Origin of the sequence: Chroococcidiopsis sp., assembly GCF_051657925.1 — a bacterium.
GTDB lineage: Bacteria > Cyanobacteriota > Cyanobacteriia > Cyanobacteriales > Chroococcidiopsidaceae > Chroococcidiopsis.
In genome coordinates this window covers 1-26,487 of record NZ_JBOFLP010000118.1, presented here as the reverse complement: position 1 = coordinate 26,487, position 26,487 = coordinate 1, and the positions used below count along the sequence as shown (strand labels likewise).

The following is a 26,487-nucleotide window of genomic DNA, read 5'->3' as shown; positions in this document are numbered from 1 at the left end:
CACAGGCTGAGGAAGATGAGGATACAGCAGCTAGTAACTAAGACTAGTTAACAGTTATCAGTTAACAGTTATCAGTTAACAGTTATCAGTTATCAGCCACAACCAAGCTTTCTGTAAAGAACAAAGACCCTGGTTCTTATTCACAATCTCGGTTGCTGACACAGTGTAAAAATGTTGCATGGTAAAAATGTTGCATGTAACGTCTTTACACTGGTCACTGGTCACTGTTAACCAAAGCTAGTCATGCTTTTGACTAAAAAGCCAATAAAAATCCCGATTAGCAAAGCCCATACTTGCCCTGTTTGGATAAAGTGATCGAAAGCTTTCTGCCATTGACCTAGCAGATCTGGATCTTTGATACTTTGAGCTAGCGTACTATGCCAAGGTAAGTGCCAAAGTATTTGAGACATAGAACTCAAAACTTGAGTGTAGTGGGAAAACCAAGTAGTGAGTGGAAGGACTGAACCAACAACCATAACGAGTCAATCTCCTAGCTGAGTAGCCTTCTAAAGGCAGCATAAGTTCATGACTGTCGTAACACATAGAATTGGTAGTGACCAGTGTTCAGTTATTAGGGAGCAGGGAGCAGGGAGCAGAGGGGCAGAGGGGCAGAGGAGCAGAGGAGCAGAGGAGCAGAGGGGCAGAGGAGCAGAGGAGCAGGGGAGCAAATACCAATTACCAACTACCAACTACTAGTTGATTCGCATGACTACTAGTGTCATATCGTCTTTATTTTGGTTAGTTGCGCCACTGATGAATTTGTGAACTTGAGCGAAAAGATATTCGAGAATTGCTTGGGGGTCTTGACAGTGGCGACAAGCAAATTTAAATTCGCGTTCTAGCCTTTCTTCGTCAAAGCGATCGCCTCTTTGATTAGCAGCATCAGTAAACCCGTCTGTATAGTAAATAATTGTGTCTCCTGGTTCCAACTGAACTTGAGCATCTTCGTAATTGCTATGAGCTTCAAGCCCGATCAACATGCCCTCTAAAGTATCTAAGCGCTTCACTGTTTTTGTAGCTGCTTGCCATAGTAAGGGCGGATGATGGGCTGCATTGCTGTAAGTCAGCCTGCGCGTCTGTGGGTTGTATTCTGAATAGAATAAAGTGACAAAACGATGAGAATTTTCTAAATCGGTATACATGACCCGATTCAAATGCTGCAAAATTCGAGCTGGAGAATGTTCGTTTAATGCCTCAGCGCGCAACATTCCCCGCGTCATAGTCATGATGAGTCCGGCTGGAACCCCTTTGCCCATTACATCACCAATTACTAAGCCCCAGCAACTATCAGGGTTGCTACTTTTGCCGTCTGCTTGACTCAAGTCGCGCTCGATCGGGATGAAGTCGTAGTAATCTCCGCCAACGCGGTTTGCTGGCTGACATCTCGCCGCTAGAGATACCCCAGGGACGTTAGGACATTGGCGAGGTAAAAGTCGTAATTGAATTTCTGCTCCAATTTCTAACTCGCGGTCTAGACGCTCTTTTTTGCGTAGTTCTACTTTTAGTTCGTCATTTTCAATTGCTACTGCTGTTTGGTCGGCAACAAGTCGGACTAACTTCTGTCTGGTTTCCGTCCAAGTATATTCGGGATCGCTGCTAAAGACGTATAATCTTCCTCGTTCTGCCTGCTTGACCAAAATTGTCGTACCAAATAACTGTATTTGCGATCCTAAGTGATGGCTGACTTGAGCATCTAAAGTTGCCGTAGCAGGAACGATTTGGGCTGTTGTAAGTGCAGTGGTGACGGCACTCGTGGCTGTTTCTAAAGCTTTACGGATTTGTTTGCGTTGGTGAATATCTTGGCAATGTAGCTTTTCCAAGCTCACCTGACCGTTAGATTTGTAGAGGAACAATACCCCACCGTCAGCATCCGTTACCCGTGTTGCTATTAACGGAATGAGTTCGAGAAACTGATTCAAATTATTGAAGCTCCTGAGGGCAAATCCCAAGGAACTTAGCAAATCTTGTACCTTATTCTGTTCCCGATACAGGCGCGCCACTAGTTCTTTGAGCGCTACAACTGGGTTAACATCAGTAGCGGCGCTGCTAGTTCGATCGGTGGGTTGGAAGGGCGGTTGAGGCACAGACACGGGTTTAGTTTTATTATGTTAGAGAGTAGTCGTGAGCCATCAAGTTAGGCAGTAAGAGTCATAGAACCAATAGCCGTGAGCCATCAAGTTAGGCAGTAAGAGTCATAGAACCAATAGCTAAGTAGTTTAGCAATGTCTTTTGAAGGATATACCTACAGGTACACTAAAAAAAGTGTGTTTTACCCCCTTTTGCTCCTGTTAGTATAGATTCTTTGACAACAAAGTTGCCGAAAAAATTTTAATTTTAATTTTGGATTTTACTAAAACTAAGTTAGTTGCTGCATTTTATTGACTTTTACGCATAGGCAAGATCGATCGGTTAAGTTGAGATATCTTAACTTAAAATTCAATACAATTGCTGTCGAAGTATTACTGAATTTAGAGGGAGCAGGGAATAGGGAGCAGGGAGTAGGGAATGAACAGGTGAATTCTTCCTTGTCTTCCTTGTTCCCCTTGTCTTCCTTGTCCCTTATTTTTCTCTTTCTTCCCCTAGCCCCTAGTTACGTTCCGATCAGTGCTTCTACAAATTCGTAGCTAGAAAAAGGACGCAGATCTTCGATGCCTTCTCCAGCGCCGATGAAGCGAATTGGGAGATTGAGTTGCTGCACGACTGCTAGAGCCACGCCACCCTTAGCCGTACCATCGAGTTTAGTTAAGACGACACCACTGAGTTGAGCGGCTTGAGCAAACACTTCTGCCTGTCGCAAGCCGTTTTGTCCGAGGGTAGCGTCGAGGACGAGTAAAGATTCTACACGGGCATCGGAGGCTTTTTTATCGACGATGCGGCGAATTTTACTCAGTTCGTCCATCAAGTTTTTCTTGTTTTGCAATCTTCCAGCAGTATCGACGAGTAGTAATTCCGTGTTGCGTGCTTGTGCGGCAGCGATCGCATCAAATACCACTGCGGCTGGATCGGTATTTTTGCCAGGGTTGGCAATCACTTCGACATTGCTCCTTGCGCCCCATATCTTCACTTGTTCCACGGCAGCGGCGCGGAAGGTATCTGCTGCCCCAATTAAACAGTTGTAGCCGGATTTTTGAGCGATATGGGCGAGTTTACCGATAGTTGTGGTCTTACCTGCCCCATTGACTCCGGTAATTAACCAAATATTGAGTTTATCTTTTTCTGGAACAAAAACAGGGCTGCGGTTTTGCAGGGGGCGATCGAGCATATCTCGGAGAATCTTTTTCAGATAAGCGATCGCGGCGTCTGGGGGTAAGGCTGCTTGCTTGATCTGATTTTGCAAGGCTTCGATGATGTAATCCGTCGCTTCCACTCCAACATCCGCTTGCAGCAGCAGGGCTTCAATTTCTATCACCGCTGCTTGGTTCAGCGGTCCTTGACCGACAATGGATTTTAACTGGTTGACAATATTACGGCGCGTTTTGCCTAAACCCTGCCGCAGCTTTTTCAACCAAGTAATTTCTTCCACCGAAATATCTTCCGGTCGCCGTCCTTGCGCCGCCAGAACCTCCGCCGACCACAAAAACCCTTCATCAAAAGCAAGATCGGGGGCTAGGTCAGTATCGGCTGTAGGTGTAATAACTTCTGTTGCCGTCACTGGCTGTAATACTTCTGGTTCTGGTTCCTCGATCGCAGTTGCCTTTAGCCTCTCCAACCTTGCCTGACGCTCTGCTTCTGCTCTTGCCCAAAAAGGTACGCTCGCTGTTTCCTCTGGTGTTGTTTCCTCTGCCGCAGTTTCCTCTGGTGTTGTTTCCTCTGTTACAGCGCCTTCTGGTGCAGTTGCTTCTATTGGTGTTTCTGCTGTAGTAGTTTCCTCTGCGATCGCTGATGCTTCTGTTGTGGCTATTTCCTCAATCGCGATCGGTTCTGCTAGCGTGGCTGTTTCTGCCGTAACTGGTTCCTCTGTCTTGACAAGTTGCTCTACTTGTGCAGTTGAAGACTCTGCTTCAGGTTCCGCTAACTCGGCAGCCGCTTCTTCTACAACCTCAGCTCCTTCGGCTCCCTCAGCTTTCTTGTCTGGAGCTTGCTGCTGCCTTTCTTGAATACTTTTATAGGCTGCTTTAGCAAAGCTGAGATAATCTACTGCTGCATCTTGAGCCGGTTGTTCCTGGGATACGTCTGCTGGTTGCTCCGGTGCTGGAGTAGCAGGTTGCTCCTCTTGTGGAGTAGAAGATTCATCGTGTTTGCGGCGGAACCAGTTAAAAACCATTATCAGTTATCAGTTATCAGTGAGCAGGGAGCAGGGAGCAGGGAGCAGGGAGCAGGGAGCGTACGAGCAGTTACTGTTGACTCTTGACTTCCGACTTCCGACTTCCGACTTCTTTTTGTTTCAAGCGATCGGTGACGCGGCGCAAAACGCCGTTGATAAATTTGTATCCTTCGTCTCCACTGTACCGCTTTGCGAGTTCTACTGCTTCATCGATCGCGACTCTAACCCGATCTTGAAAACCTAAAAATTCAATTTCGGCTACTGCAATCCGCAGGATATCGCGATCGATCCGCGCCAGTCGATTCAATTGCCAGTCTACTAAAGCCTGTTCTAAAATTTCATCAATTTCAGCCCGGTTTTGATTGACTGTATTCACAAGTGTTAGCGCGTAACGGCGGATATCAAAATTTGGTTCTGCTGCCGTGGCTGATTGGATCGTCTCTGGTAGTTGCATGGCTGTAGCAAGGCGATTAATTGCACTTTGAGTCAATTGAATCCCATCCTGCAACATAGCTCTGGCTGTTTGGACATCGTTAGCACGGGTTTCGCTCGTCAAGAGGCGATCGTTTGCCCGCTGAACTTCTCCAGAAGCAGTCTCTAGAGCATCTTCTACTTCCGTTGTCAAAGTTCTGACGGCTGCAACTAACAAATTAGATAGTTGTTGCGCTTCCAATTTTTCTGAGGAATTAGGCAGTTGGCTCAAACTAAGCAGAGCCAATTCGCGAGCAATACTTCGTGCTTTCATTATTGGAAGGGTAATTGGTAGTTAGTAGTTGGTAGTTGGTAGTTGGTAGTTGCTCGGCGGTGACTGATAACTGACAACTGACAACTGTTCACTGATTAATCGCTTGTCCTTGGCGATCTAGCAAGAGTGGGGGTAAGGGCGCATTGGGGGAAACAATACCACCAGAAATAATGACTTTAAAGGCATCTTCAACGGACATAGATAGATCGATCGCTTCGTCTGCTGGAACAATGGCATACCATCCGGTGGTTGGGTTGGGGGTTGTGGGAATAAATACGCTCAGCATGGGGCGATTCATGTGAGATTGAATTTCATGACTCATAATCCCAGTGACAAAGGCGATCGCCCATACACCCCGCCGAGGATACTCTATTAGAATAACGCGGCGAAACTTCCCATTAGAATCTTTGAGCAGGGTTTCGAGCAATTGTTTTAAGGTTTTGTAGACTGCTCCAGCTAAGGGAATGGCTTGTAATAATTGTTCTCCGACATCGAGCAGCCAGCGTCCGGCGATATTGCGTGCCATTAAGCCGATCGCTAAAATGCATAGCAGCGGTACTGTTAAACCTACCGCTAAGTTTATGAGATTCACCAGGAAGGGATTCATTTCATCTAACGGATTCAGTTGTTTGGGAATCCGCGTCAGAAATTCGATCGTCCAACTAGCAACGGCGATCGTCAGCCAGATTGTCGTAGCTAAGGGAATGACGACCAATAATCCTGCAATCAGGTCATTTTTTAAATCCTGTTTCAACCTTTCAAGCACAAGCTGCTGACTCTCCTTTGTCTGGCTGTTGACTTTAGCAAGCCTCTTTTCCTGTTTTTCCCTAATTGGGGAGAAGCAATTTTATAAATAGGCATATCTCTATGATATTTTGTTGACTCTGTAAATAAAGATTGCACGTGGTCATTCGTCATTGGTCATTCGTCATTGGTCATTCGTCATCGCTCTCTCCCTCAGCTCCTCTGCTCCTCTGCTCTCTTTTCCCTAACTCCTCACTCCTCGCTCCTACAAATACTTCTGTAACAAGCCGATCGCGATTTCTGGGGTTTCTAGATGCGGTAGGACACCAGCATGGGCGATCGCCTCAAATGCAATAATCGATCGCGGATTCAGCTTTGCTAAGCGTCTTCCTAAGCCTATTTTGGTAAATTGTGCTTGCTCTCCCCACAAAATCGCTGTGGGTACGGTTAGCTGCGGTACGTACAAAGCCAAGTCAAAATAGAGATTAGCCTTGAGAAAAGCAAGGGCAGCGTATTCGGCGTTGGGTTTTTGAGCAGAAGTGAGATAGGCTGCTACCATTTCTGGCGTGACTCGTTCTGGTTTGGCAAAGAGAAATTGTTGGAGAAAGTTACGCACAGAGACTTCGTTTTCTGCACCTATGGCATAAATTAAGCGATCGAGTAAGGGCGTACTAATTAACTGTAGCGGTAGTCTGCGTCCCGCACCTTCGCCGAAGTCGTCAAACCCAGAGGGACAGATGAGCAAGAGAGATTGAAATAATTCGGGACGCTGAACGGCAAGGCGAATGACTAATGCTGCTGTTAAAGAAGAGGCAACTACCTTGATGGGAGGATGGCAAGCTTGAATAAATTCAGCGATTGTAGTGAGATAGTCGGCAATTTGATATTCTCGCACGGGATGCGCTGATTCGCCCCAACCAATTAAGTCGGCTGCAAGAATCTGGTATTCGCTGGCAAATGCAGGGTAAACTTTAGACCATTCGTAAGCTGAAGCACCGCCACCAAAGCAGTGTAGAAAGACTAAGCGAGGTAATTCATGACTGGATGAGGATAGCCAAGGTGCGGCTACCTGGGTGTAGTAAGTCATCGATCCTAAAGAGGTGGCGATCGCCTGTTTTCCAAAACCAGGGGGCTGAAATTGATTCATGTCAGTTTGATTTTGAACGCGCTTGATTTCGGCATTTTGACTTTTGACTTTTGATTTTTGACTTTCTAGAGAGGGAAAATGCAAACTGTGAAGGTAGCAATTCTAGGCTGTGGGTATGTCGGTAAGGCGATCGCGCGTCACTGGCAGCAGGATGGTAAGTATCAGGTTACCGCAACCACGACAACTCAAGCACGGATGAGCGAGTTAGAACAATTAGCTCAGCAAGTTGTTATAGCTAAAGGAGACGATGTAGCTACTCTTTTGTCAGCTATCCAAGATCGAGATATTGTCATTGTGAGCATTGCACCCAAATCTTTTGAAGCCAATAGCTACGAATCTACTTACCTACAAACCACCAAGAATTTAATTCAAGTTTTGCCACAAACTGCTGTTAAACAAATTATTTATACGGGGAGTTATTCTGTTTTCGGCGATCGAAATGGGGCATGGGTAGACGAAGAATCACCTTTAACGCCAGCAAATCAGAACGGACAAGTTTTGGCAGAGACAGAAGAAGTATTGCTCTCAGCTGCGAGTGACAAATTGAAAGTCTGTATCTTACGCTTGGGAGGAATTTATGGTGAAGGGCGGGAATTGACAAAAATCTTCAGTCGTGCATTTGGTACGACTCGTCCAGGGAACGGGGAAACCTATACGAATTGGATTCACCTGGATGATATTGTTGGTGCGATCGCCTTTGCCGCAGAACGGCAATTAGAGGGAATTTACAATTTGGTAGGTGACGAACCCCCATTATCTCGCGATTTGTTGCAAAATTTGTGCGATCGCCATAACCTGCCTCAAGTGTTGTGGAATCCTGAGTTATCGGAAACTCGTCCTTACAATGCCAGGGTATCGAATCAAAAACTCAAAACCGCAGGATACAGTTTGATTCACCCAGAAGTATTGATTTAGGACTAGACATGGGTAAATTCTGCAAAGTTCAAGCTCTCAAAGGCTCCTGAATCGCCATATTCAATTGTAATCTGTTGCATATAATTTGAATTAACCAACCAAGTAGCAGCGAGCGCAATTTGTTTTCCTACCTCAACTTGCTTGGGACAACTTAAAGAAATCTCATCAGGAAAGAAGAACAATTCATTCCCTTCTATCTGCCAATTTAAATTAGCTGGAACCGCAGATGAAACTTTTAGATCGGGTGTCATTGTCACTGAAGTACCCGTCCAATTTTCACTCAAATTTCTTTCCGGTACTAAATCGAGATTGGTAGACCAATGTTGGCTGGGAAAGCCTGTGGAGTCTTCGCGAATACTCAATATTTTAGTTAAATTAGTACCATCAGTATAAGCAGCGATCGCGCTATGGCGTAGGTTTTTGTGAATAAAAAATAATTCTACTGCAAAAAAAGAGTCAGGTACTAGTTTCTCAGCATGAAAAGCACCAGCACCTTGAGGAAAAAAAATCGATCTAAGAAATGGCTTTTGTAACTGCCAAGTTTTTTCCTCTATTTTACCATCTGCATATATATATCGATTTGTATGTGTAATTTGAGTTTTTTCTGAGTTGGCGCGAAAACTTCTCAAACTTTGAAACGAATCTTGGACTTCTCCTTGAGCAGAATAACTCGTCCAAATTCCATGCCAATCATGTAAATGGCGATCGCAAAAGTTATTCCAGTTTTGTTCTTGAATGTCTATAGGCATAATTCAACTCTTATCTCTGTCTAATTACAATTTTGAATCGAGTTAGGGCAAAAGTCCAAATCAGGAGATAACCAAGGCGCGATCGCCCTACTTCATTCAAGATTTGTACCAAAGGCTTAATCATCTCGGCGCGATTTGTTACCAAAATAGAGATAGCTGCTCGCGATCTGACTAGGAACAAGCTATGACAGAAAAAAATCGTGCTGGCTGGGATGCAGGTAGATTCATCCGCACTTTAGCCTATTTCGAGGCGATTCCTGGCTGGAGTTGGTTAAAACAGATACTCCCAGGTGTAGCTGACAAACCCGAAAATTATTTATCTGGAGGTAAGCAAGTGGGAGTTATCCTAGTCGCTGGCGCGACGGGTGGTGTAGGTAAGCGAGTCGTACAACGGCTGCTAGAAAGAGGATATCAGGTGCGATCGCTCGTGCGAGATAAAGATAAAGCAAGCTCGATTTTGGGTGATGTCGAAACCTATGTCGGCGACATTACCCAGCCAGAAACCCTGACACCAGAGATGATGGCAAATGTCCGCGCTGTTATTTGCTGTACGGCGGTGCGGGTGCAACCAGTGGGTGGAGATACCCCAGGCAGAGAAAAATACAATCAAGGCGTTAAGTTCTATCAACCCGAAATCGTCGGCGATACTCCAGAACGGGTGGAATATTTGGGGGTAAAAAATTTAGTCCAAGCGGCGGCTCAATATTGGCAACAGAACCCAAGTGGCGAAAAAATCGTCTTTGATTTTAGTCAACCAACTCCCCAATTACAGCAAATTTGGGGTGCTGTGGATGATGTCGTCATGGGTGGTGTCAGTCAAAGCGAGATTCGTTTTGTGGAAGGGACGGCTTTATTTACGGGTAATGTTTCTACAGCCAACTCTGGCGGCTTTGCTTCTGTCAGGACAAAAAATTTTACTTCGCCATTAGATTTATCCGGCTACGAAGGCGTGACGCTGCGAGTCAGGGGAGATGGTAAGCGCTACAAGTTTTTCCTGCGCACGGAATCGAGTTGGGATGGAATGGCTTATTCGTATTCTTTTGATACCGTAGCCAATGAGTGGATAACGGTACGAATTCCATTTAACCAACTAACAGCCGTATTTCGGGCAAAAACAATATCAGATGCTCCGGCGATCGATACTAGCAAAATTCGCTCGTTGCAATTAATGTTGAGCAAATTTGAATACAACGGCGAACTCAATCCGCAGTTTTCTCCTGGTGGATTTGTTTTGCAAGTCGAGTCAATTAGCGCGTATGGTAGTGCAAAACCTCAGTTTCTTTTAGTCAGTTCTGCTGGTGTCACTCGTCCCAATCGCCCAGGAATTAACTTAGAGGAAGAACCGCCAGCCGTGCGTTTAAATGACCAATTGGGAGGCATTTTAACTTGGAAATGGCGTGGTGAAGAAGCTGTGAGAGAAAGTGGCGTTCCTTATACAATTATCAGACCGTGTGCGCTGACAGAAGAACCTGGGATACAGCCTTTGGTTTTCGACCAAGGGGATAATATTAAAGGAAAAGTCAGCCGCGATTCAATTGCCGAACTTTGCGTTCGAGTCGTGGAGCAACCCCAGGATGGTAACTTGACTTTTGAAGTCAAAGCCGATCCGAACTACGGTGCTTTTGCTGCTAATTGGCAGAATTTGTTGGCTCGTTTAAAACGCGATTGAGAAAAAAGGGAGCAGGGAGTAGGGAGTAGGGAGCAGGAAAAGAGAGCTGGGGGAGAAAAACCACGCAATGCATGAATGTTTTCTCCCTTCTCTATTTATTAAGAAAGTTTCTTGTCAATTTTTATTGCTTGAGTAGTATTATTGAAAATTAGTTTCAGTAAATTTACTGGCTAAAAAGCGAGTATTTACTTCAAAATAACGTGAAATCGAATCTTGCATCCCTCCAAAGGAGTAAATTAGCAAGTCACATGATGATTTGTGAGTGAGGAGTTATTGTGTCAAATTTGCAATTACTATCTGTACTAAGCTTAGTAAGCGCGATCGCCACGTTCGTCCCCGCGATCGCTCAAGCGCAACTTACATCAGTATCCACTTATACTCAAAACGCGCCCCAAGAGCAGCGTAGCGATGCAGAGAAGGCAATCGAGGTAACGGCTGTAAGACTGAATTCGACTCCTCAAGGACTAGAACTCATCCTAGAAACGGCAGGCAGACAGCAATTGCCAGCAGCTACGCCCACGATTGACAACAATAATTTGGATAGCAGATATCCCTCAAGCAAGGCTGACGTTACCAGAGGGAGATTATCGGGCAGAAAACCCAGCCCAGGGAATCAGTCTCGTTACAGTGACTCAGATTGATGCTAATCGTGTCAGAGTTCAACTCGTGGGAGAGACAGCAGCACCCACAGCAGAAGTTGTACCAAGTCAAAACGGCTTGGTTGTCACCGTTGCGCCTGCAACCGACGCACCAACGGCGCAAACTCCAACAGAAACAGAGACGATTACAGAAGGCGAGTCAGCACAGGAAATTACCGTGACGGCAACGCGGACGGCAGAAGAACCGCAGGACGTACCGCGATCGGTGACGATAATTAACCGCGAACAAATTGAACAACAGACAAGACTGTCCCAAAATGTAGGGGAAATTCTCAGTAAGTTGGTTCCTGGCTTAGCAGTTCCAACTCAAAGCAGCAGTAACTTTGGGCAAACTCTACGGGGACGCAACATACAAGTTTTAAATGAACATAGTAGTCCAATATGAAAGTCTGTCATAAGTATTAGCAATCTCGTCTCTAAGAGGGAAATTAACTTGTCGATAACTTAAGCGATCGCGGCTATGATAAAGTTTCTATGTACTTCGATCGAGCGAGAAAATTATGTTCGACGTAGGAGAGTATGTAGTTCATCAGAATACGGGACAGATAGGTAGGGTAATTGGTTACGGACACCAAATACTCAATGGCGTTTATATAACAACGCTTAAAGTCTTAATGCATGATGCTGAAATCATTGGTAAGCGAGGAGTCATAGAAGAAGACTTGTATTCAGCATGGATTGAGTGTCATATTTCTAACAATTCTCTTTTTGAAAGTTAGTGAGTTAGGTGGGCAATAATATTTGATAGCAAATTACATTATATAAATATCAGTAAAATCTGATCTAATATTTTTAACTAAGTATCTTTTGTTGTAATAGATACTAACAATTTGAATTGTTTTTCTTTCTCAAGCTGGTTGCTATATCAAATAATCTTGTTTTATTTTTCATTTGGCAATCTATAGTAAGCAAAATCATGACAAATCTTAAACAATTTTTCATGTCCCACTTAAATAGTTTGCAAAAACAGGTAGAAAATGAAAACGCTCTAATAGCATCTTGGGGTTAATGGCTGGCAACAACTCAATTTAAATCAGAAAAAACTGGTCAGTGAAGTCTTTCATAAGCCAGTTTGCTTGATGGTTAAGTTTGTTCGGGTAGAGAATCTACTTGGTAATCTGAAAATCGAACCCGAACCAACTACTCTGATTAATCGAAAAACTGGTGCTATTTGGTCACTGGCTCTTAAGCAAAAACAACTAACAATAAACGTACCCAACTTTAACTTTCAAATTCATTCTTTTACTCCGACTAAATTTAAACCAATCGATCCAGAAATGAGAATAGAGATTGAATTCGATCTAGATTACCAGAATCAGAACTTATTGATGCACTTGTATGCTAAAGATACGAAGCGGGCTACTTTTGAAGCTGTGTAAAAGTGAGTGGTCAGTAGTTGGTAGAAAGTAAGTAGTTATAGAAGCCTCTCTACAGTTGTTGTTGCAGTGCTTGGCGCATAATCTCTACAGGAACGGGTTGCTGTAACCAGATTTTTAAAGCAGCTGCGCCTTGTTGTACTAACATTTCCAAGCCATCAATAGTCATCGCACCTTGTTGTTGTGCTTGTTTTAAAAATAGCGTTGGACGAGGAGTATAAATTAAATCGTAGGCGATCGCACCTTGTTTTAATACTGCCATCTCAGCTAGACTCAAAGGCGATCGATCGACATGAGGATACATACCGATGGGCGTTGTATTCACCAGTAAATCGGCACGGGCAATTAAATCCGGTAGCTTATCCCAAGTATAGACTTGCAAATTAGCTTGAACTTGAGAATTACCCCAACTCGTGTAAAACTCCTGTAACTTTACCTCATTACGCCCTACGACACAAATTTCTGCACAACCTAGTTGAGAGCAACCCGCTACTACAGCCCTGGCTGCGCCGCCATTACCGAGAATGACTGTTGTTTGCGGGTAATTGGTAGTTGGTAGTTGGTAGTTGGTAGTTGATGAGTTAGATTCGACTATTGACTTTTGACTATTGACTTTTGACTTTTCCATGACTTTTGACTTTTCTAAGAGCGGTGCGAGGAATCCTTCCACGTCAGTATTAGTTCCCGCCCACCCTTCATCTGTGCGCCAGACAGTATTGACTGCGCCTACTGCTTGCGCTATGGGAGAGACTTCTGATAGAAAGGGCAAAATCGCCTGTTTGTGAGGAATGGTGGCGTTAACACCGACTAAGCCAATCGCCGCAAAACCTTGGAGTGCAGCAGCTAAATCTTCCGGTTTTACGGATAAGGGGAGATAGACATAATCTAATCCTAAATGGGCGATCGCGGCATTATGCATCGCGGGTGAAAGGGAATGTTCCACCGGATGTCCGATTACGCCAAGTAGTTTTGTTTTGCCTGTAATCATATGAGGGAATTGTAGGGGCGGGTTTTTTGAGCATAACCTGTGATATCACAAACAATTCGATGGTTAAACCCGCCCGTACCTGTAATCAGATGAGGGAATTGTAGGGGCGGGTTTTTTTGAGCATAACCCGTGATATCACAAACAATTCGATGGTTAAACCCGCCCGTACCGGAATAGTAGGAGCAGATTTACCAAACATGCCTGCGGACAAACGAGTAATTTTTGATTCAACCCACCTGTACAAGAGTAGGGAAATCACCAATTACCAATTACCAATTACCAACTACTAGTTACCAATTGCCACTAAATTAAAATTAGTAAAGTTACTTAACATTACTAAATCGTGCAGACAACAACAGCTTTTACAACCTCGGTTCCTGGTAAGTATTGGCAGTGGCGCGGGCATTCGATGTACTATGTCAAAGCGGGAACGCCTCACCCTCAGCGTCCACCTCTACTATTAGTACATGGATTTGGTGCTTCTACCGACCACTGGCGCAAAAATATTGCCGAACTGCAAAACGATTTTCAAGTCTATGCGATCGATCTGATTGGTTTTGGACGTTCTGCTAAAGCTAAAGTGCAATATAGTGGCGATTTGTGGCGCGACCAGCTTTATGACTTTATCACCGAAGTTATCGGACAACCTGCGGTACTAGCGGGTAATTCATTAGGCGGATATGCGAGTTTATGCGTTGCTGCCCAGCGTCCAGATGCCGCAGCAGGGTTAGTATTACTGAATAGTGCCGGTCCTTTTAGCGAAGAACAGCCAAGCGTTGAATCAGAATCAGTGCAAACTGAAGTTCAACCACCACGCCAACCGGATTTATGGCAAAAATTCTTCGGCGATGTAACCAAGTGGATTTTTCAGCTGCCTTGGGCACGGTTTCTGTTATTTCAGTACATTCGCCAACCGTGGGTGATCCGACAAACTCTAGAGAAAGTCTATCTTGATAAAAGTGCCATTACAGACCAGTTAGTAGAAGACATTTATCGTCCGGCGTGCGATCCTGGTGCAGTGGATGTATTTGCCTCAGTTTTCAGCACTCCTCAAGGGGAAAAAGTTGACATATTGCTCCAACAATTGACTTGCCCGTTGCTGTTATTGTGGGGTGAGGGCGACCCGTGGATGAATGCTAGAGGGCGAAGTCCAAAGTTTCGTCAATATTATCCACAATTGCAAGAATACTTCTTGAAAGCAGGTCATTGTCCCCATGATGAAGTTCCCGAACAGGTGAATTCATTGCTGCGGGAGTGGATATTATCGATTTCTGCGTGAATTTGGTAATTGGTAGTTGGTAGTTGGTAGTTGGTAGTTGACAGTTGACGGTTGACGGTTGTTAGTTGATTCTTTTCCCCCTCAGCTTCCTCAGCGACCTTGCCCTTCCTCAGCTCTCTTGTCGCGACTCCCAACTCCCGACTTCCGACTTCCGATTAAAGGCACAGATCGTAAACAATTTAGCAAAATTTTATTAATTCTTCAAATAAGCTGGACGATCGCTCATTTTCTGCTCCATATTAAGTGCATTATCGAGAGTAGGAATTAGGGCTTTGAAATACGATATTCGCTACAAACCAGCCTTTGCTGCTATTTTCGTCACGCTCGATCCTGGGGAGAGTATTACTGCTGAAGCTGGGGCAATGACGAGTATGGATGCCCAGTTATCAATCCAAACTAAATTTTCTGGTGGTTTAATTCCTGCCTTACTGAAAAAGTTTTTGGGTGGCGAATCGTTATTCGTTAATACTTTTACCAATCGGACTCAACAATCCCTTAGATTAGTTTTAACTCAATCCACAATTGGCGATATTGGCAGACTTGATTTGAGTCAGGGAGATATTTGCTTGCAACCAGGAGCATTTGTCGCCCATAGTGCAGGGGTGAAAATGGGCTTACAATGGGCAGGAATTAAAAGTTGGTTGGCAGGCGAAGGATTATTTAAACTGAAACTCAGTGGTAATGGTAGAGCATTTTTTGGCTGCTATGGCGGGATTATAAAAAAGCAGATTCAAGGAGAATTTGTTGTTGATAGCGGACATTTAGTTGCCTACGAACCAAAAATTAAAATGAGTATTGGATTAGCTGGTGGCTTAGTTGGTTCCGTCACCTCTGGCGAAGGATTAGTCAATCGTCTTTCTGGTACAGGCGATATTTATTTACAATCTCGCAGTATTGATGGATTAGTTAGATATTTGCGATCGCAAGTTAAGTAGTCAGTTATCAGTTATCAGTTATGAATTTTAACTTTTAACTTTTGACTTCCCAATTACCAATTACTAATTACCAATTACCACTATGGAAATAGATATCTTACATCAACCTGATAGCGCGATCGCTCATATTAGGATGAGCGCTGGCGAGGAGTTAGTGGCGGAAGCAGGCAGTATGATTGCTATGAGTAGTTATATCAATGCTAGTACTGCCCTCAGACAAGGAAAAAGTGGTGGCATTCTGGGCGGACTTAAACGAATGATGGCGGGAGAGTCTTTATTTTTGAGTATATTTCGTTCTCCCACACATGACGGTGAAGTCTTTTTAGCCCCTAAATTAATGGGCGATATTTTGGTTTATCAAATGACATCAGTTGGGCTAGTCGTTCAAGCAACTTCTTATTTAGCTAGCGAAGTGAATGTCGATATTAACGTCGGGTTTCAAGGATTTAGATCGTTCTTTTCAGGAGAATCAATATTTTGGTTAGATATAGGTGGTTCTGGTCAAGTTATCCTAACATCTTTCGGAGCAATTTACGAAATTTCTGTTGATGGCGAGTATATCGTTGATACTGGGCATATTGTAGCTTTTGAAAAAAGTTTAAATTTTAGCATTACAAAAGTTGGCTCTAATTTAATTGGAGCATTTTTAGGCGGAGAAGGATTAGCCTGTCGTTTTCAAGGTAAAGGTAGATTATTTTGCCAAACCCACAATGCTCATGCTTTCGGTCAATTAGTCGGCTCGCAATTACCTGCAAAATGAGGGAGCAGGGAAGAAGAGAGCTGAGGAAGCTGAGGGAGAAATTACCACGCACCACCCAACTACCAACTACCAACTACCAACTACCAATTATGAATATTACATATAAAATTGAACATTCTCCTGCTTATGCTTCTTTGCAACTCGATTTGAGGGCAAATGAAACCGTATTGGTTGAATCTGGGGCAATGGCGGCGATGGACTCTTGGATAAAAATGAAGTCCAAAATGAAAGGGGGAGTGATGAAAGGAATAGGCAGAATGGTAGGAGGCGAGTCTTTATTTATGAGCGAATTTACCGCTGAAGGACGAGCCGGACAGCTATTTCTTTCCCCTGGAGTGCCAGGAGATATTCAGCATTACTATCTAGATAGTAACGGTTTAATGTTGCAATCTTCGGGATTTGTTGCAGCAAGCCATACAGTGGAAATCGATCCTTCATTTCAAGGATTTAGAGGTTTTTTTAGCGGTGAGTCTTTATTTTTGTTACGAGTTACTGGTAAGGGCGATCTTTGGTTTAGCTCCTACGGTGCAATTATTGAGATTCCCGTAGAAGGCGATTATGTAGTGGATACGGGTTACGTGGTTGCTTTTGAAGATTCACTCAGTTATCACGTAGAAACGATCGGCGGTTTATCATTTAAGAATCTGAGAACGGGACTTTTAGGTGGAGAAGGATTGGTTTGTCGCTTCCGAGGTAAAGGCAAGCTTTGGATTCAATCTCGTCAAATGTATAACTTACTCAATTTTTTAGACGCTTTTCGTCCCACTAAGAGTAGCGATTAAAGGGAGTTGAGAGTCGGGAGTCGGGAGTCGGGGAAGAGAGCTTCAGGAGCAGAGGGAGCTGGGGAAGCAATTCAAAATTCAAAATTCCCTACACCCCACACCCCACACCCCACACCCTATTTACTAGCCACCAGCCACCAGCCACTCTTAATGAATTATAAATTTTGTCCCCAAAAAGACTGAGGATGTTATGCTAAATGCCAAAATCGTTAGGTCTTCGGTTAGGCAAGCTCAGCCAAGTTAGTTGCGATCGCGAATGAATTCAGCAGAAATAGAAACCCGTCCAGGTGAAAGATATTTAAAACTTTATCTGGCAGAACAAATTCCTGCTATTTTGGCAATGGAGTACGTGCAAGAGGTATTAATGATACCCGCACGGAGAATCACTCCTATGCCCAATATGCCTGAGTGTGTAGTCGGTTTGCTGAACCACCGCAATCGGGTATTGTGGGTAGTCGATTTGGCTCAGCTCCTCAGCTTGCAGCCGCTCGACCATAATATCTCGCAATATAACGTCATTTTAATTCAAGCCCAGCAAATGACTTTGGGGTTACTCGTACCAGAAGTCAACGGCGTAAAATACTTTACTCCAGACTTGGTTCAATCCTCAAAAGAGCTGGTAACATCAGCATTAATTCCTTTCCTTCATGGCTGTATCGTCCAGGAACAAGAGTTAATACTCGTAGTCAATGCAGAAGCAATTTTACTTGCCCCCGCTCTGTACAGGAAATAGCTTTGATGTTGAAATGATTGGTGTTTGGCGGAATTGCTCTTACTGGAGACGCTGAGTTTATGAATATACGCTCTAAGAAAGAACCGAGGCAAGACACGGCAGGAGAAGATCGCAAAACTGGGATGAATCGTCAAGCAGATCGCAGTCAAGAGCCGGAGTCTGGTTTAACCAAAAGTCATACTAACCCGCTGACGATCGCTGCCGGACAAACTACAGTGCCTCACGGCGTTAACTCAGTCAAGCGTCCTCCCTCCAAGTCGCGTTCGTGGTGGTGGGAGCGGATCGGCTTGAGAGCCAAAGCTACGCTTGGGGCGATCGCGGTTAGCACTATTCCGATCGTTCTTTTAGGAGCAACAGCCTATCACCTCACCAGTAGTAATATTACTCAGAATATCAGACAGCAACAGCAAGTGCGAGTTGCATCTTTCGCCGATCGCTTAGATCGATTTTTAATCGGACGCTACCAGGACGTACAAACCCTGGCAAGTATGACGCTATTCAATCGCCCTTATATTCGGCGATCGCTACCAGAAGCAGAAAGACAAGCATTTTTAGACCAATACATTAAGAACGGTCAAGGCTACGACAGTATCATCCTGCTAGATCTGGACGGCGATGTAGTGATGCAATCGTCTGGAGATGTCATTGAGAACTACAACAAAATCGACTACTTTCAGGCAGCCCTGAAGGGCGATCGCCCAGTCATTACGCCGCCGCGTAAATCCATCGCCACGGGACAATACTCGATTTTTACCGCTGCACCAGTGAAAGATCCAGACACGGGGCAAACCATTGGCATAGTCCGTACCCGCACCCCTGTAGGGTATTTCGATCGCAGCGTGCAACAGCAAGATCGGCAACTGACCAAAAATATACCTGGCTTGCAGATTGAGGAATTCCTGGCTTTCAACGAGCGCGGTACGATCTTCATTGCCCCAGCATCATATCCCGAATACTTGGGTAAAGATGTCAAAGCCATTTTTCCCCAGGTAGTCACACAACTGCAAAAATCATCAACCCTGGGTAGTACATACGATATCAATCGCCAGCAACAACAAGAATATTTGCTATCTTATGCGCCGTTACCAGCAATTAAAGAATTAGCCAAACTGAACTGGGGAGTGGCGATCGCTCAGCCTAGTGAGGAGCTGTTTGCCGACATTCGCGGCGGATTGCTGCTCACTTTTATGGGAGCGACGGGATTGACCACATTACTAGCGGCGGCGATCGCGACAATTTTGGTCAACCGCGCCCTGCGCCCGATCGTCACCGTTTCTCGCGCCGTTCGCAAACTAGGACAAGGCAGACTCGACACTCGCGTTCCGGTGACAGGCGAAGATGAAGTCGGGGTGTTAGCGGCAAATATCAACCGCATGGCGGAACAACTGCAAACCCAACTCGAACAACAGCAAAGCACAGTCGAAAGAGCCAATTTACTCACCGATCTGACCTTGCAAATTCGGCAGTCGCTTAACTTTCAAGATATTTTAGTCACTGCCGTGCGAGAAGTGCGGCGCGTCCTGAAAACAGAGCGCGTTGTCGTCTATTGCTTCGATCCTGACTGGCAGGGAAAAATTATTGCTGAGTCAGTAGCCCCTGGTTGGCAACAGTTAGTCGGGCAAACAATAGATGATAGCTGCTTTCGGGAAGGTTACGCCCAACAGTATCGCGAAGGTAGGGTACGGGCGATCGACAATATTTATCAAGCCGGACTGGCAGCTTGTCATGTCAAACAGTTAGAAAAATTTGAAGTTAAGGCTACATTGGTTGCGCCACTGATTCGCGATCGCGAATTGTTAGGTTTACTCATTGCCCATCAATGTTCTAAATCGCGGATCTGGCAGCAAGCGGATATCGATTTATTTACCCAGTTAGCAACTCAAATTGGCTTTGCCCTCGATCAAGCTCATCTTTTAGAACAGGTAGAAGCCTCTCGCCAAAAAGCTGAAACGATTTCCCTCGACCAAAGACAGCAAAAAGAAATCTTGCAACAAAAACTCGTACAGCTGCTAGCTCAAATTGAAGGCACGGCAAGGGGAGATTTAACGGTAAGAGCAAACGCAACCACCGGAGAAATCGGCACGGTAGCGGAATTTTTTAACGCCATTATCGAAAGCCTCAGACAATTAGTCGTGCAGGTGAAAAAAGCGGCAACACAAGTCAATATTTCGGTAGACGAAAACGCAGGCGCAATCCGCCAACTCGCCGACGAAGCACTCAAACAAGCCCAAGATATCGATCGCACCCTAGACTCAGTACAGCGCATGACTCATTCGATTCAAGCTGTAGCAGCTAGCGCCGATCGCGCCGCCGAAGTTGCTAGCATTGCTTTTAGCACGGCAGAGACTGGTGGCAAAGCAATGGATCGCACGGTACAGAGTATTTTGAGTTTGCGGGATACAGTGACAACAACCGCGATGCAAGCCAAGCAGTTAGGCGAATCGACTCAACAGATTTCTAAAGTCGTATCTTTAATCAATCACATTGCCCTGCAAACCAATGTTTTAGCCATTAATGCTAGCATCGAAGCCGGACGCGCCGGAGAAGCCGGACGGGGATTTACTGTCGTGGCAGAAGAAATTGGGCAACTCGCCGCCAAATCAGCCGCAGCCACGCAGGAAATCGAACAAATTGTCGAGAATATTCAAATGGAAACGAGCCATGTCGTGCGGACGATGGAAATCGGCAACCAGCAGGCGATCGCCGGCGCGAATTTTGTGGAAGATTCCAAACAAAGTTTGGGACGAATTTTAGAAGAATCGCATCAAATTTATCAGTTGGTGCAATCGATTTCGCGTGCCACGATTTCCCAAGTCGAGACAGCACAAATGGTTACGGAATTGATGCAAGAAATTGCTGGTGTATCGGCAGGATCTTCCGAATACTCCCGTCAAATCTCCAATTCCCTACAACGCACCGTAGAAGTTGCCCAACAACTGCAAGTTTCAGTTGGCAAGTTTAAAGTTGGCGACGAAATGCGGGAGTTAGGAAAAAAGAGAGCTGAGGGAGCTAAGGGAGCTGAGGGAGCTGAGGGAGAAAATACTATTGAGTATTAACAATTAATAACTAACTACTAATTCATCCTCACACAAAAATGATTCATGATAAAGAACGTGAAATTCAGCTCCAATTTTTAGAAGAAGCCCAAGACCATTTGGATGCAATCGAGTCAAAGCTAATTGGAGTTAGCAATCGTGTAGAACTGACGCGGCAAGAAGTCGATGCCATGCTGCGATCGGCACACTCGATTAAGGGTGGAGCTGCAATGATGGAATTTTCAACTCTGAGTCATTTAGCTCATCGCCTGGAAAACTTTTTTAAAGTCATCAGAACTCAGAAGCAGATTCAGCCGGAAGTGGAAAGGTTGCTGTTGAGTGCGGTGGATTGTTTGCGCCACGTCGTCACGACAAATCGCCAGACAAACGTTGTGGACGAGCAATGGCAGACAAGTCAAGTTCAACCGCTATTCGAGCAGTTGCAACAAATACTGGGAGAACCAAGGGAAGAACAGGAAACAGTTACACCTCTGTCACCGCAGCAGGGATTAGAAACAATTCAAATGCTGTTTGAATCGGAAGTTGATGTTTATTTGCAGCAGCTAGAGACGATTTTGGCGCAAGAGGATAAGTCTAACTTGGGCGCAGAAGTTGCGACGATCGCCCAAGATTTAAGCGATCTGGGGGAAGTACTAGAGTTACCAGAGTTTAACAGTTTGTGTAGCTCCGTAAAACAACTATTAGCGACTCAACCCGCACGAGAGGAAGAGATTGCCCAAGCAGCTTTGCGGGCATGGCGGCGATCGCAAGCCGCAATTATGGCGGGACAATTACAGGGTTTACCCTCGACGCTCAATTTAGATGGTGTTGTAGAGGAAGTTGATAGCTTGAGTGCAAACGCTGCCGATCCAACTGCTGTTACGGCTGCTAGTCCTGCCAGATTATCATCTCCGCTCGATCTCGCGCCGCCAGCCGAACTGAAGGAGACGCAGGAAAATACCGTTAGAGTTCCACTCAAACAGCTAGAGCAACTCAACGATCTGTTTGGGGAGTTGACCATAGAACGCAGCGGACTCGATTTACAAATAGAGAGGTTGCGGAACTCCGTCAAAATTCTGGAACGGAAAGTGCGATCGCTGCAACAATCCCATCATCGTCGTCGGACTGCAACACTGCCACCATCTTCATTTCCATCGGCTTTACCCACAACATCATCTTTTCTATCGGAAGTTGCCTTTTCTCCTGACAGCAACCAATTGCGACAGGAAACAACCCCGCGATCGCCTCAGCCAATGTCCTCACTAGATAGTGGTAATAATCTAGATGAGGCAGCAGACGAGGCTTCGACGGAGGTAATGGCGAATGTCGTGCAATTGCAAGAAGTGAGCGGAGATATCGATCTGTGCTTGCAGGAGACAGAACAAATTGTTGGCGACCTCAATCGCACGGCAAAACAACTGCAATTTTGCATCAACCAACTGCGAATGCGTCCGTTTGCCGATCTGGTCGGGCGGTTTCCTAGAGCCTTGCGGGAATTGGCTTTACAGCACGGTAAAAATGTCGAACTCAAAATTCAAGGCGGCGATACCCCGATCGATCGCAGTATTTTAGAAGCCCTGGGCAACCCGCTGATGCATTTGTTGCGTAATGCCTTCGATCATGGTATAGAAGACCCTGAAACTCGCAAAGCTAGCGGTAAGCCGGAACAAGGGACGATTTCAATTGAAGCAACATATCGGGGCAATCAAGCCCTGATTATTTTCAAAGATGACGGGCGAGGGATTGCTCTTGATAAGGTCAGACAGCGGGCGCAACATCTAGGACTCGATCGAGAGGCGATCGCCAATGCTAGCGACGAAGAAGTTTTAACTTTGATTTTCGAGCCTGGTTTCAGTACTGCCGATGAAGTTACTTCCTTGTCCGGTCGCGGTGTCGGGATGGATGTCGTCCGCACGAACCTGCGTCAAGTGCGCGGTGACATTAAAGTAGAAACCAAGGCAGGAGTAGGTACGACATTTACGATCGGCGTTCCTCTCACATTGTCGGTGGCACGGGTGCTATTGGTGGAAAGTCGAGGGATATTACTAGCTTTTCCCACCACGGCGATCGAAGAAATGCTCCTGCTCGATGTAGAACAAATATCTACAATCGAAGACAAACCACAACTGCACTGGAAAGAATACTCAGTCCCGCTGATTTATCTGGGCGATTGGCTGAAATTTCGTCGCCTGCAAAACGCTAACGAAGAAAGAACTCAGCCCCTGATGAGCGCACCAACAGTATTATTGATTGCTAATGGTAGCGATTGGGTTGGTTTGCAAGTAGACCGTTGTTGGGGCGAACAGGAAGTTGCCATCCGTCCGGTCGAAGGTAACATTCCCATGCCTCCTGGCTTCAACGGCTGTACGATTTTAGGTGATGGTAAGGTCGTTCCCTTGGTCAACACCCCAGAGTTACTTTACTGGATTGCCACTAGCCAACACCCTGCCAGCTTAGAGCCAGAGGATCGCCATCGTGCAGCGGCAGAACTACAAAACCAACGCCCGACAATTTTAGTCGTCGATGACTCGATTAATGTCCGTCGCCTCTTATCTTTGACGCTAGAAAAAGCAGGATATCGAGTCGAACAGGGCAAAGACGGACTGGATGCTTTAGAAAAGTTGATGAGTGGTTCTCAAATTGCTGCCGTAGTTTGCGATATCGATATGCCTCGGCTCGATGGTTACGGTTTCTTGGCTAGGGTGAAATCCAATCCAGCTTTCCAACAGTTACCCATTGTCATGTTGACCTCTCGCAGTGGCATTAAAGAACGCCAACTTGCTTTAAACTTGGGTGCAACTGCCTTTTTCTGCAAGCCTTATGACAAGCAGCAATTGTCAGAAACGCTGGAGCGTTTGATAAATGGGGGGGGAGAAGAAAGCTGAGGAAGTTGTAGGGCGTAGACACCCGAAGGGTGGCTTCTCGGAGAATAGCCCTTCTCGTAGCCCGAAGAGCTTGCCGAAGGCTAGAGTGGGAGAGTTGCCCAGCTGAGGGAGAAAAAACACTACACCCTATACCCCACACTTCCCACACTTCCCACACTTCATGCACCACTCACTACACCCCACACCCTACACCCCACACCCTTTCTTCAATCGAGCAACTTCTCGTCTGCGGTTGTATGCGCTCCGCATAGCTATTTTGAGTTGCTGGAGTTTGTGTGTTGGTTGTGGCAGTATTCGCGCTCAGAACGGTAAGCCGGAAACACCATCAGCCAGTCCTAAAGCTGTGACTCGTGTAGTTGCTCTGGGAAAACTAATTCCGGCTGGAGATGTGACGAAAATTTCAGTTTTCAATGCCGAAGACAGTCGCGTGAACCAAATCTTGGTACAAGAAGGCGATTTCGTGTGGGCAAATCAGACGATCGCAATTCTGCAAGGACGAGACAGGCTCGAACAACAATTGCGAAATGCGCGAGCCAATGTAGTCGTAAAGCAGGCTCAATTGCTCAAAATTCAGCAAGGAGATGCAAAAACTGGAGAGATTGCGGCTCAAAGAGCAGCGATCGCCGAATTAGAGGCGCGGTTGCGTAGCGAAACTAAGCAGAAAGCCGCTGCGATCGCTGAAGTGGAAGCTACCCTGAGCAATGCTAAGTTGAGACAACAACGAAATCTTTTTCTGTGGCAGCAAGGGGCGATCGGTCGCTCTGAACTAGACAACACTATTGAAGAGATGAACAAGGCGCAAGCAGTGCTAGCAGAGCGGCAAGCCGACGCAGACAATACCCGCTCGACTTTACAAGCACAATTGGTCAAAGAAAGAGCAAATTTGTTTAGACTACAAGAGGTTCGCCCTGTCGATGTTAAAATTGCCCAGGCTGAGCTAGAGCAAGCAATCATTCAGGTACAAGAGCGGCAAGCTGAATTAGACGATACTCAAGTCCGAGTTCCCGTTGCTGGACAAATTTTAAGAATTAACACTCGCGTTGGGGAACGAGTCAACGTTGAAGAAGGAATTGCCGAATTAGGTAGGACAAAGCAAATGTACGTATTAGCTGAAGTCTACGAAACCGATATTGGTAAAGTGCGATTAGAGCAGGCTGTCACAGTCTCCAGCGAGTATGGTGGCTTTTCAGGGGAACTTCGGGGTGAAGTCGCTCAGATCGGCTTTCAAGTCGGCAAAACTCGTCTCAATCAAGACGATAGCAAGCCAACCACTGATGTTAATGCCCGCGTCGTAGAAGTCAAAATCCGCCTCAACCCTGAAGATAGTTCGAAGGTTGCTGCCTTCACAGGTATGCAAGTACGAGTCAGGATAGATGTGAATTGATCGGGGAGCAGGGAGCAGGGAGCAGGGAGCAGGGAGCAGGGTGTAGGGAGCAGGGAGCAGGGTGTAGGGTGTAGGGTGTAGGGTGTAGGGTGTGGGGTGTAGTAATTTACGACTTGCTTCCTTGTCTCCCTTCTCTCGCTTGTCTCCCCTGTCCCCCTTGTTGCCTGTCCCATCTATAGCAGAGAGCGGATAGATTAGGACATTTCAACTGTTTACTGTTTACAAGCAAGATTAGCCAAGTCTTTTTCCTCTGCTCCCTACACCCTGCTCCCTGCTCCCTGCTATACATGAAACTTCCCTTGCTCAAATCTTTACGCAAGCGTTTCCCATCTGAGATAGAGACTCCGTTGGCTTGGGCGCAATTATCTCATCAAAAAGTTCGCCTTGCTGTGGCAACGACGGGGATTTGTTTTGCCAATATTCTGATGTTTACTCAGCTGGGACTGCTAGCAATGCTGACAGATGGGACGACTAAACTGCATCAAAGCCTAGCAGGGGAATTGGTGTTGGTTTCTGCGTCTAGTCCTAGTTTGCTATTTAGAATTAATTTTCCCCAAGCTTACCTTTACCAGGCTGCGGCGGTTGAAGGTGTTACTGCTGTAGCTCCGGTGTATATTAGCAGAGCGAATTGGGTAGATCCACAGCAACTGGCTGCTGGGCAAGATAGCTCTAACAGCCAAAAACAACCGCGTGCTTTTGGCAATGAAGTTAGAGTTATTGCAATCAATCCTGCCCAACCTACACTCAACCTACCAGAGGTAAATCAGCAGAGTTTCAAATTAAACGCACCAGATGCAGTATTGTTCGATCGCCTGTCTCAGTCATCTTTAGGCGATATCTCCGCCATGTTGCGCGATCGCCCAGAAGTTTTAACCCTCATGGAAAATCATCGCACTTACGTTACGGGACTTTTCAGTATGGGTAGCACCATCAACGATAAGGGTAATGTCATCATTAGCGATTGGACTTACGCTCAGCGGTTTGGCGAGGAGAGCATGGAAAAAGTGAGGATTGGGGTCGTAAGTTTGTCCCCAGGAGCCGATATTGCTACAGTACAGGCTAGATTGCGCGATCGCCTGCCCAAGGATGTTGGAGTTTACACCAAAGCAGAATTAATCGAGCGCGAACGACAGTTCCACGAGGCGCAGCCAGAAGGCATTATTCTCAAGTTTGGTACGGTTGTGGGTTTTGTCGTCGGGGTAATTATTCTCTATCAAGTGCTTTACTCTGATGTCAGCGACCACCTGTCAGAGTATGCCACGCTCAAAGCAATGGGTTACAGCGATCGCTCGTTACTTATGGTTGTTCTAGGTGAGGCGATCGTTCTTGGTGTCATGGGCTTTGTTCCTGGCTTTATCGCCTCAATCGGACTGTATGAATTACTCGTAACATTAACTAGAATTCCCTTAGTGATGAAAGCCAGCGTTGCCATTCAAGT

Annotated in this window: 27 protein-coding genes; 18 read left to right on the top strand and 9 right to left on the bottom strand. The window is 45.7% G+C overall.

Annotated features, from left to right (window positions below):
* Positions 1-227: 227 nt before the first annotated feature.
* A complete protein-coding gene (locus ACRC32_RS08965; RefSeq protein WP_041463045.1) occupies positions 228-410 on the bottom strand; it encodes a hypothetical protein in 183 nt (60 codons plus the stop codon).
* A gap of 143 nt (positions 411-553) precedes the next feature.
* Here ACRC32_RS08965 and ACRC32_RS08960 point away from each other — a divergent pair, with 143 nt between their 5' ends.
* Complete coding sequence (locus ACRC32_RS08960; protein ID WP_438553635.1) at positions 554-700, top strand: hypothetical protein; 147 nt, start codon at positions 554-556, stop codon at positions 698-700.
* On the opposite strand, the gene ACRC32_RS08955 is transcribed toward ACRC32_RS08960, so the two are convergent.
* The 6 genes from ACRC32_RS08955 to ACRC32_RS08930 form a co-directional block, all read right to left on the bottom strand.
* The gene (locus ACRC32_RS08955) at positions 693-2,090 is read right to left on the bottom strand and encodes a PP2C family protein-serine/threonine phosphatase (RefSeq protein WP_438553634.1); all 1,398 of its coding nucleotides are present in this window, start codon (positions 2,088-2,090) and stop codon (positions 693-695) included. The two genes, ACRC32_RS08960 and ACRC32_RS08955, sit on opposite strands and share 8 nt — an antisense overlap.
* A 500-nt stretch (positions 2,091-2,590) precedes the next feature.
* Positions 2,591-4,264 (bottom strand): signal recognition particle-docking protein FtsY, encoded by a 1,674-nt coding sequence (gene ftsY / locus ACRC32_RS08950; RefSeq protein WP_438553633.1) that lies wholly within the window; start codon positions 4,262-4,264, stop codon positions 2,591-2,593.
* A 70-nt stretch (positions 4,265-4,334) separates the two neighbouring features.
* Entirely contained in the window at positions 4,335-5,009 is a 675-nt protein-coding gene (nusB, locus tag ACRC32_RS08945) for a transcription antitermination factor NusB (protein WP_438553632.1), read from the bottom strand.
* An 88-nt stretch (positions 5,010-5,097) separates the two neighbouring features.
* The gene (locus tag ACRC32_RS08940) at positions 5,098-5,775 is read right to left on the bottom strand and encodes a DUF502 domain-containing protein (RefSeq protein WP_039716661.1); all 678 of its coding nucleotides are present in this window, start codon (positions 5,773-5,775) and stop codon (positions 5,098-5,100) included.
* On the bottom strand, positions 5,760-5,927 hold the full coding sequence (locus ACRC32_RS08935; protein ID WP_438553631.1) for a hypothetical protein: 168 nt from the start codon (positions 5,925-5,927) through the stop codon (positions 5,760-5,762). Before ACRC32_RS08935 ends, ACRC32_RS08940 begins: the two co-directional genes overlap by 16 nt.
* Before the next feature lie 91 nt (positions 5,928-6,018).
* Positions 6,019-6,900, bottom strand: coding sequence for an alpha/beta fold hydrolase (locus ACRC32_RS08930; protein ID WP_438553630.1), 882 nt, complete (start codon positions 6,898-6,900; stop codon positions 6,019-6,021).
* A 78-nt stretch (positions 6,901-6,978) separates the two neighbouring features.
* Here ACRC32_RS08930 and ACRC32_RS08925 point away from each other — a divergent pair, with 78 nt between their 5' ends.
* Positions 6,979-7,815, top strand: a complete 837-nt coding sequence (locus tag ACRC32_RS08925) for an SDR family oxidoreductase (protein WP_438553629.1) — start codon at positions 6,979-6,981, stop codon at positions 7,813-7,815.
* Positions 7,816-7,817: 2 nt separating this feature from the next.
* On the opposite strand, the gene ACRC32_RS08920 is transcribed toward ACRC32_RS08925, so the two are convergent.
* Positions 7,818-8,564: a DUF3598 family protein gene (locus ACRC32_RS08920; RefSeq protein ID WP_438553628.1), complete on the bottom strand. Its 747-nt coding sequence runs from the start codon at positions 8,562-8,564 to the stop codon at positions 7,818-7,820.
* Positions 8,565-8,748: 184 nt separating this feature from the next.
* Here ACRC32_RS08920 and ACRC32_RS08915 point away from each other — a divergent pair, with 184 nt between their 5' ends.
* The 5 genes from ACRC32_RS08915 to ACRC32_RS08895 all read left to right on the top strand — a co-directional run bounded on the left by ACRC32_RS08915 (position 8,749) and on the right by ACRC32_RS08895 (position 12,271).
* Positions 8,749-10,233 carry a CIA30 family protein gene (locus ACRC32_RS08915; protein WP_438553627.1) on the top strand — a complete coding sequence of 495 codons (1,485 nt, stop codon included), beginning with the start codon at positions 8,749-8,751 and terminating at the stop codon, positions 10,231-10,233.
* 275 nt (positions 10,234-10,508) lie between these two features.
* Positions 10,509-10,874 (top strand): hypothetical protein, encoded by a 366-nt coding sequence (locus ACRC32_RS08910; protein ID WP_438553626.1) that lies wholly within the window; start codon positions 10,509-10,511, stop codon positions 10,872-10,874.
* On the top strand, positions 10,861-11,277 hold the full coding sequence (locus ACRC32_RS08905) for a TonB-dependent receptor plug domain-containing protein (RefSeq protein WP_438553625.1): 417 nt from the start codon (positions 10,861-10,863) through the stop codon (positions 11,275-11,277). The genes ACRC32_RS08910 and ACRC32_RS08905 overlap by 14 nt, the downstream gene beginning before the upstream one ends.
* A gap of 115 nt (positions 11,278-11,392) precedes the next feature.
* A complete protein-coding gene (locus ACRC32_RS08900) occupies positions 11,393-11,611 on the top strand; it encodes a hypothetical protein (RefSeq protein ID WP_438553624.1) in 219 nt (72 codons plus the stop codon).
* A 360-nt stretch (positions 11,612-11,971) separates the two neighbouring features.
* The gene (locus ACRC32_RS08895; RefSeq protein ID WP_438553623.1) at positions 11,972-12,271 is read left to right on the top strand and encodes a hypothetical protein; all 300 of its coding nucleotides are present in this window, start codon (positions 11,972-11,974) and stop codon (positions 12,269-12,271) included.
* A 49-nt stretch (positions 12,272-12,320) separates the two neighbouring features.
* Here the strand turns inward: ACRC32_RS08895 and ACRC32_RS08890 are convergent, their stop codons facing one another.
* Positions 12,321-13,256 carry a shikimate dehydrogenase gene (locus ACRC32_RS08890; RefSeq protein ID WP_438553622.1) on the bottom strand — a complete coding sequence of 312 codons (936 nt, stop codon included), beginning with the start codon at positions 13,254-13,256 and terminating at the stop codon, positions 12,321-12,323.
* 149 nt (positions 13,257-13,405) lie between these two features.
* Here ACRC32_RS08890 and ACRC32_RS08885 point away from each other — a divergent pair, with 149 nt between their 5' ends.
* The 11 genes from ACRC32_RS08885 to devC all read left to right on the top strand — a co-directional run.
* The gene (locus ACRC32_RS08885) at positions 13,406-13,546 is read left to right on the top strand and encodes a hypothetical protein (RefSeq protein WP_438553621.1); all 141 of its coding nucleotides are present in this window, start codon (positions 13,406-13,408) and stop codon (positions 13,544-13,546) included.
* 53 nt (positions 13,547-13,599) lie between these two features.
* Positions 13,600-14,535 carry an alpha/beta fold hydrolase gene (locus tag ACRC32_RS08880; protein WP_438553620.1) on the top strand — a complete coding sequence of 312 codons (936 nt, stop codon included), beginning with the start codon at positions 13,600-13,602 and terminating at the stop codon, positions 14,533-14,535.
* A gap of 272 nt (positions 14,536-14,807) precedes the next feature.
* Positions 14,808-15,470, top strand: coding sequence for a TIGR00266 family protein (locus ACRC32_RS08875; protein WP_438553619.1), 663 nt, complete (start codon positions 14,808-14,810; stop codon positions 15,468-15,470).
* 82 nt (positions 15,471-15,552) lie between these two features.
* The gene (locus ACRC32_RS08870; RefSeq protein WP_438553618.1) at positions 15,553-16,230 is read left to right on the top strand and encodes a TIGR00266 family protein; all 678 of its coding nucleotides are present in this window, start codon (positions 15,553-15,555) and stop codon (positions 16,228-16,230) included.
* Positions 16,231-16,319: 89 nt separating this feature from the next.
* Positions 16,320-17,012: a TIGR00266 family protein gene (locus ACRC32_RS08865; protein ID WP_438553636.1), complete on the top strand. Its 693-nt coding sequence runs from the start codon at positions 16,320-16,322 to the stop codon at positions 17,010-17,012.
* A gap of 6 nt (positions 17,013-17,018) precedes the next feature.
* A complete protein-coding gene (locus ACRC32_RS08860; protein WP_438553617.1) occupies positions 17,019-17,195 on the top strand; it encodes a hypothetical protein in 177 nt (58 codons plus the stop codon).
* Between the two features lie 73 nt (positions 17,196-17,268).
* A complete protein-coding gene (locus ACRC32_RS08855; RefSeq protein WP_438553616.1) occupies positions 17,269-17,745 on the top strand; it encodes a chemotaxis protein CheW in 477 nt (158 codons plus the stop codon).
* Between the two features lie 59 nt (positions 17,746-17,804).
* Positions 17,805-20,801 (top strand): methyl-accepting chemotaxis protein, encoded by a 2,997-nt coding sequence (locus ACRC32_RS08850; RefSeq protein ID WP_438553615.1) that lies wholly within the window; start codon positions 17,805-17,807, stop codon positions 20,799-20,801.
* A gap of 38 nt (positions 20,802-20,839) precedes the next feature.
* Positions 20,840-23,665: a hybrid sensor histidine kinase/response regulator gene (locus ACRC32_RS08845; RefSeq protein ID WP_438553614.1), complete on the top strand. Its 2,826-nt coding sequence runs from the start codon at positions 20,840-20,842 to the stop codon at positions 23,663-23,665.
* 160 nt (positions 23,666-23,825) lie between these two features.
* Positions 23,826-25,049, top strand: a complete 1,224-nt coding sequence (locus ACRC32_RS08840; protein ID WP_438553613.1) for an HlyD family efflux transporter periplasmic adaptor subunit — start codon at positions 23,826-23,828, stop codon at positions 25,047-25,049.
* Between the two features lie 287 nt (positions 25,050-25,336).
* Positions 25,337-26,487, top strand: a 1,151-nt coding sequence (gene devC, locus ACRC32_RS08835) for an ABC transporter permease DevC (protein ID WP_438553612.1), incomplete at its 3' end; no start/stop codon positions are given.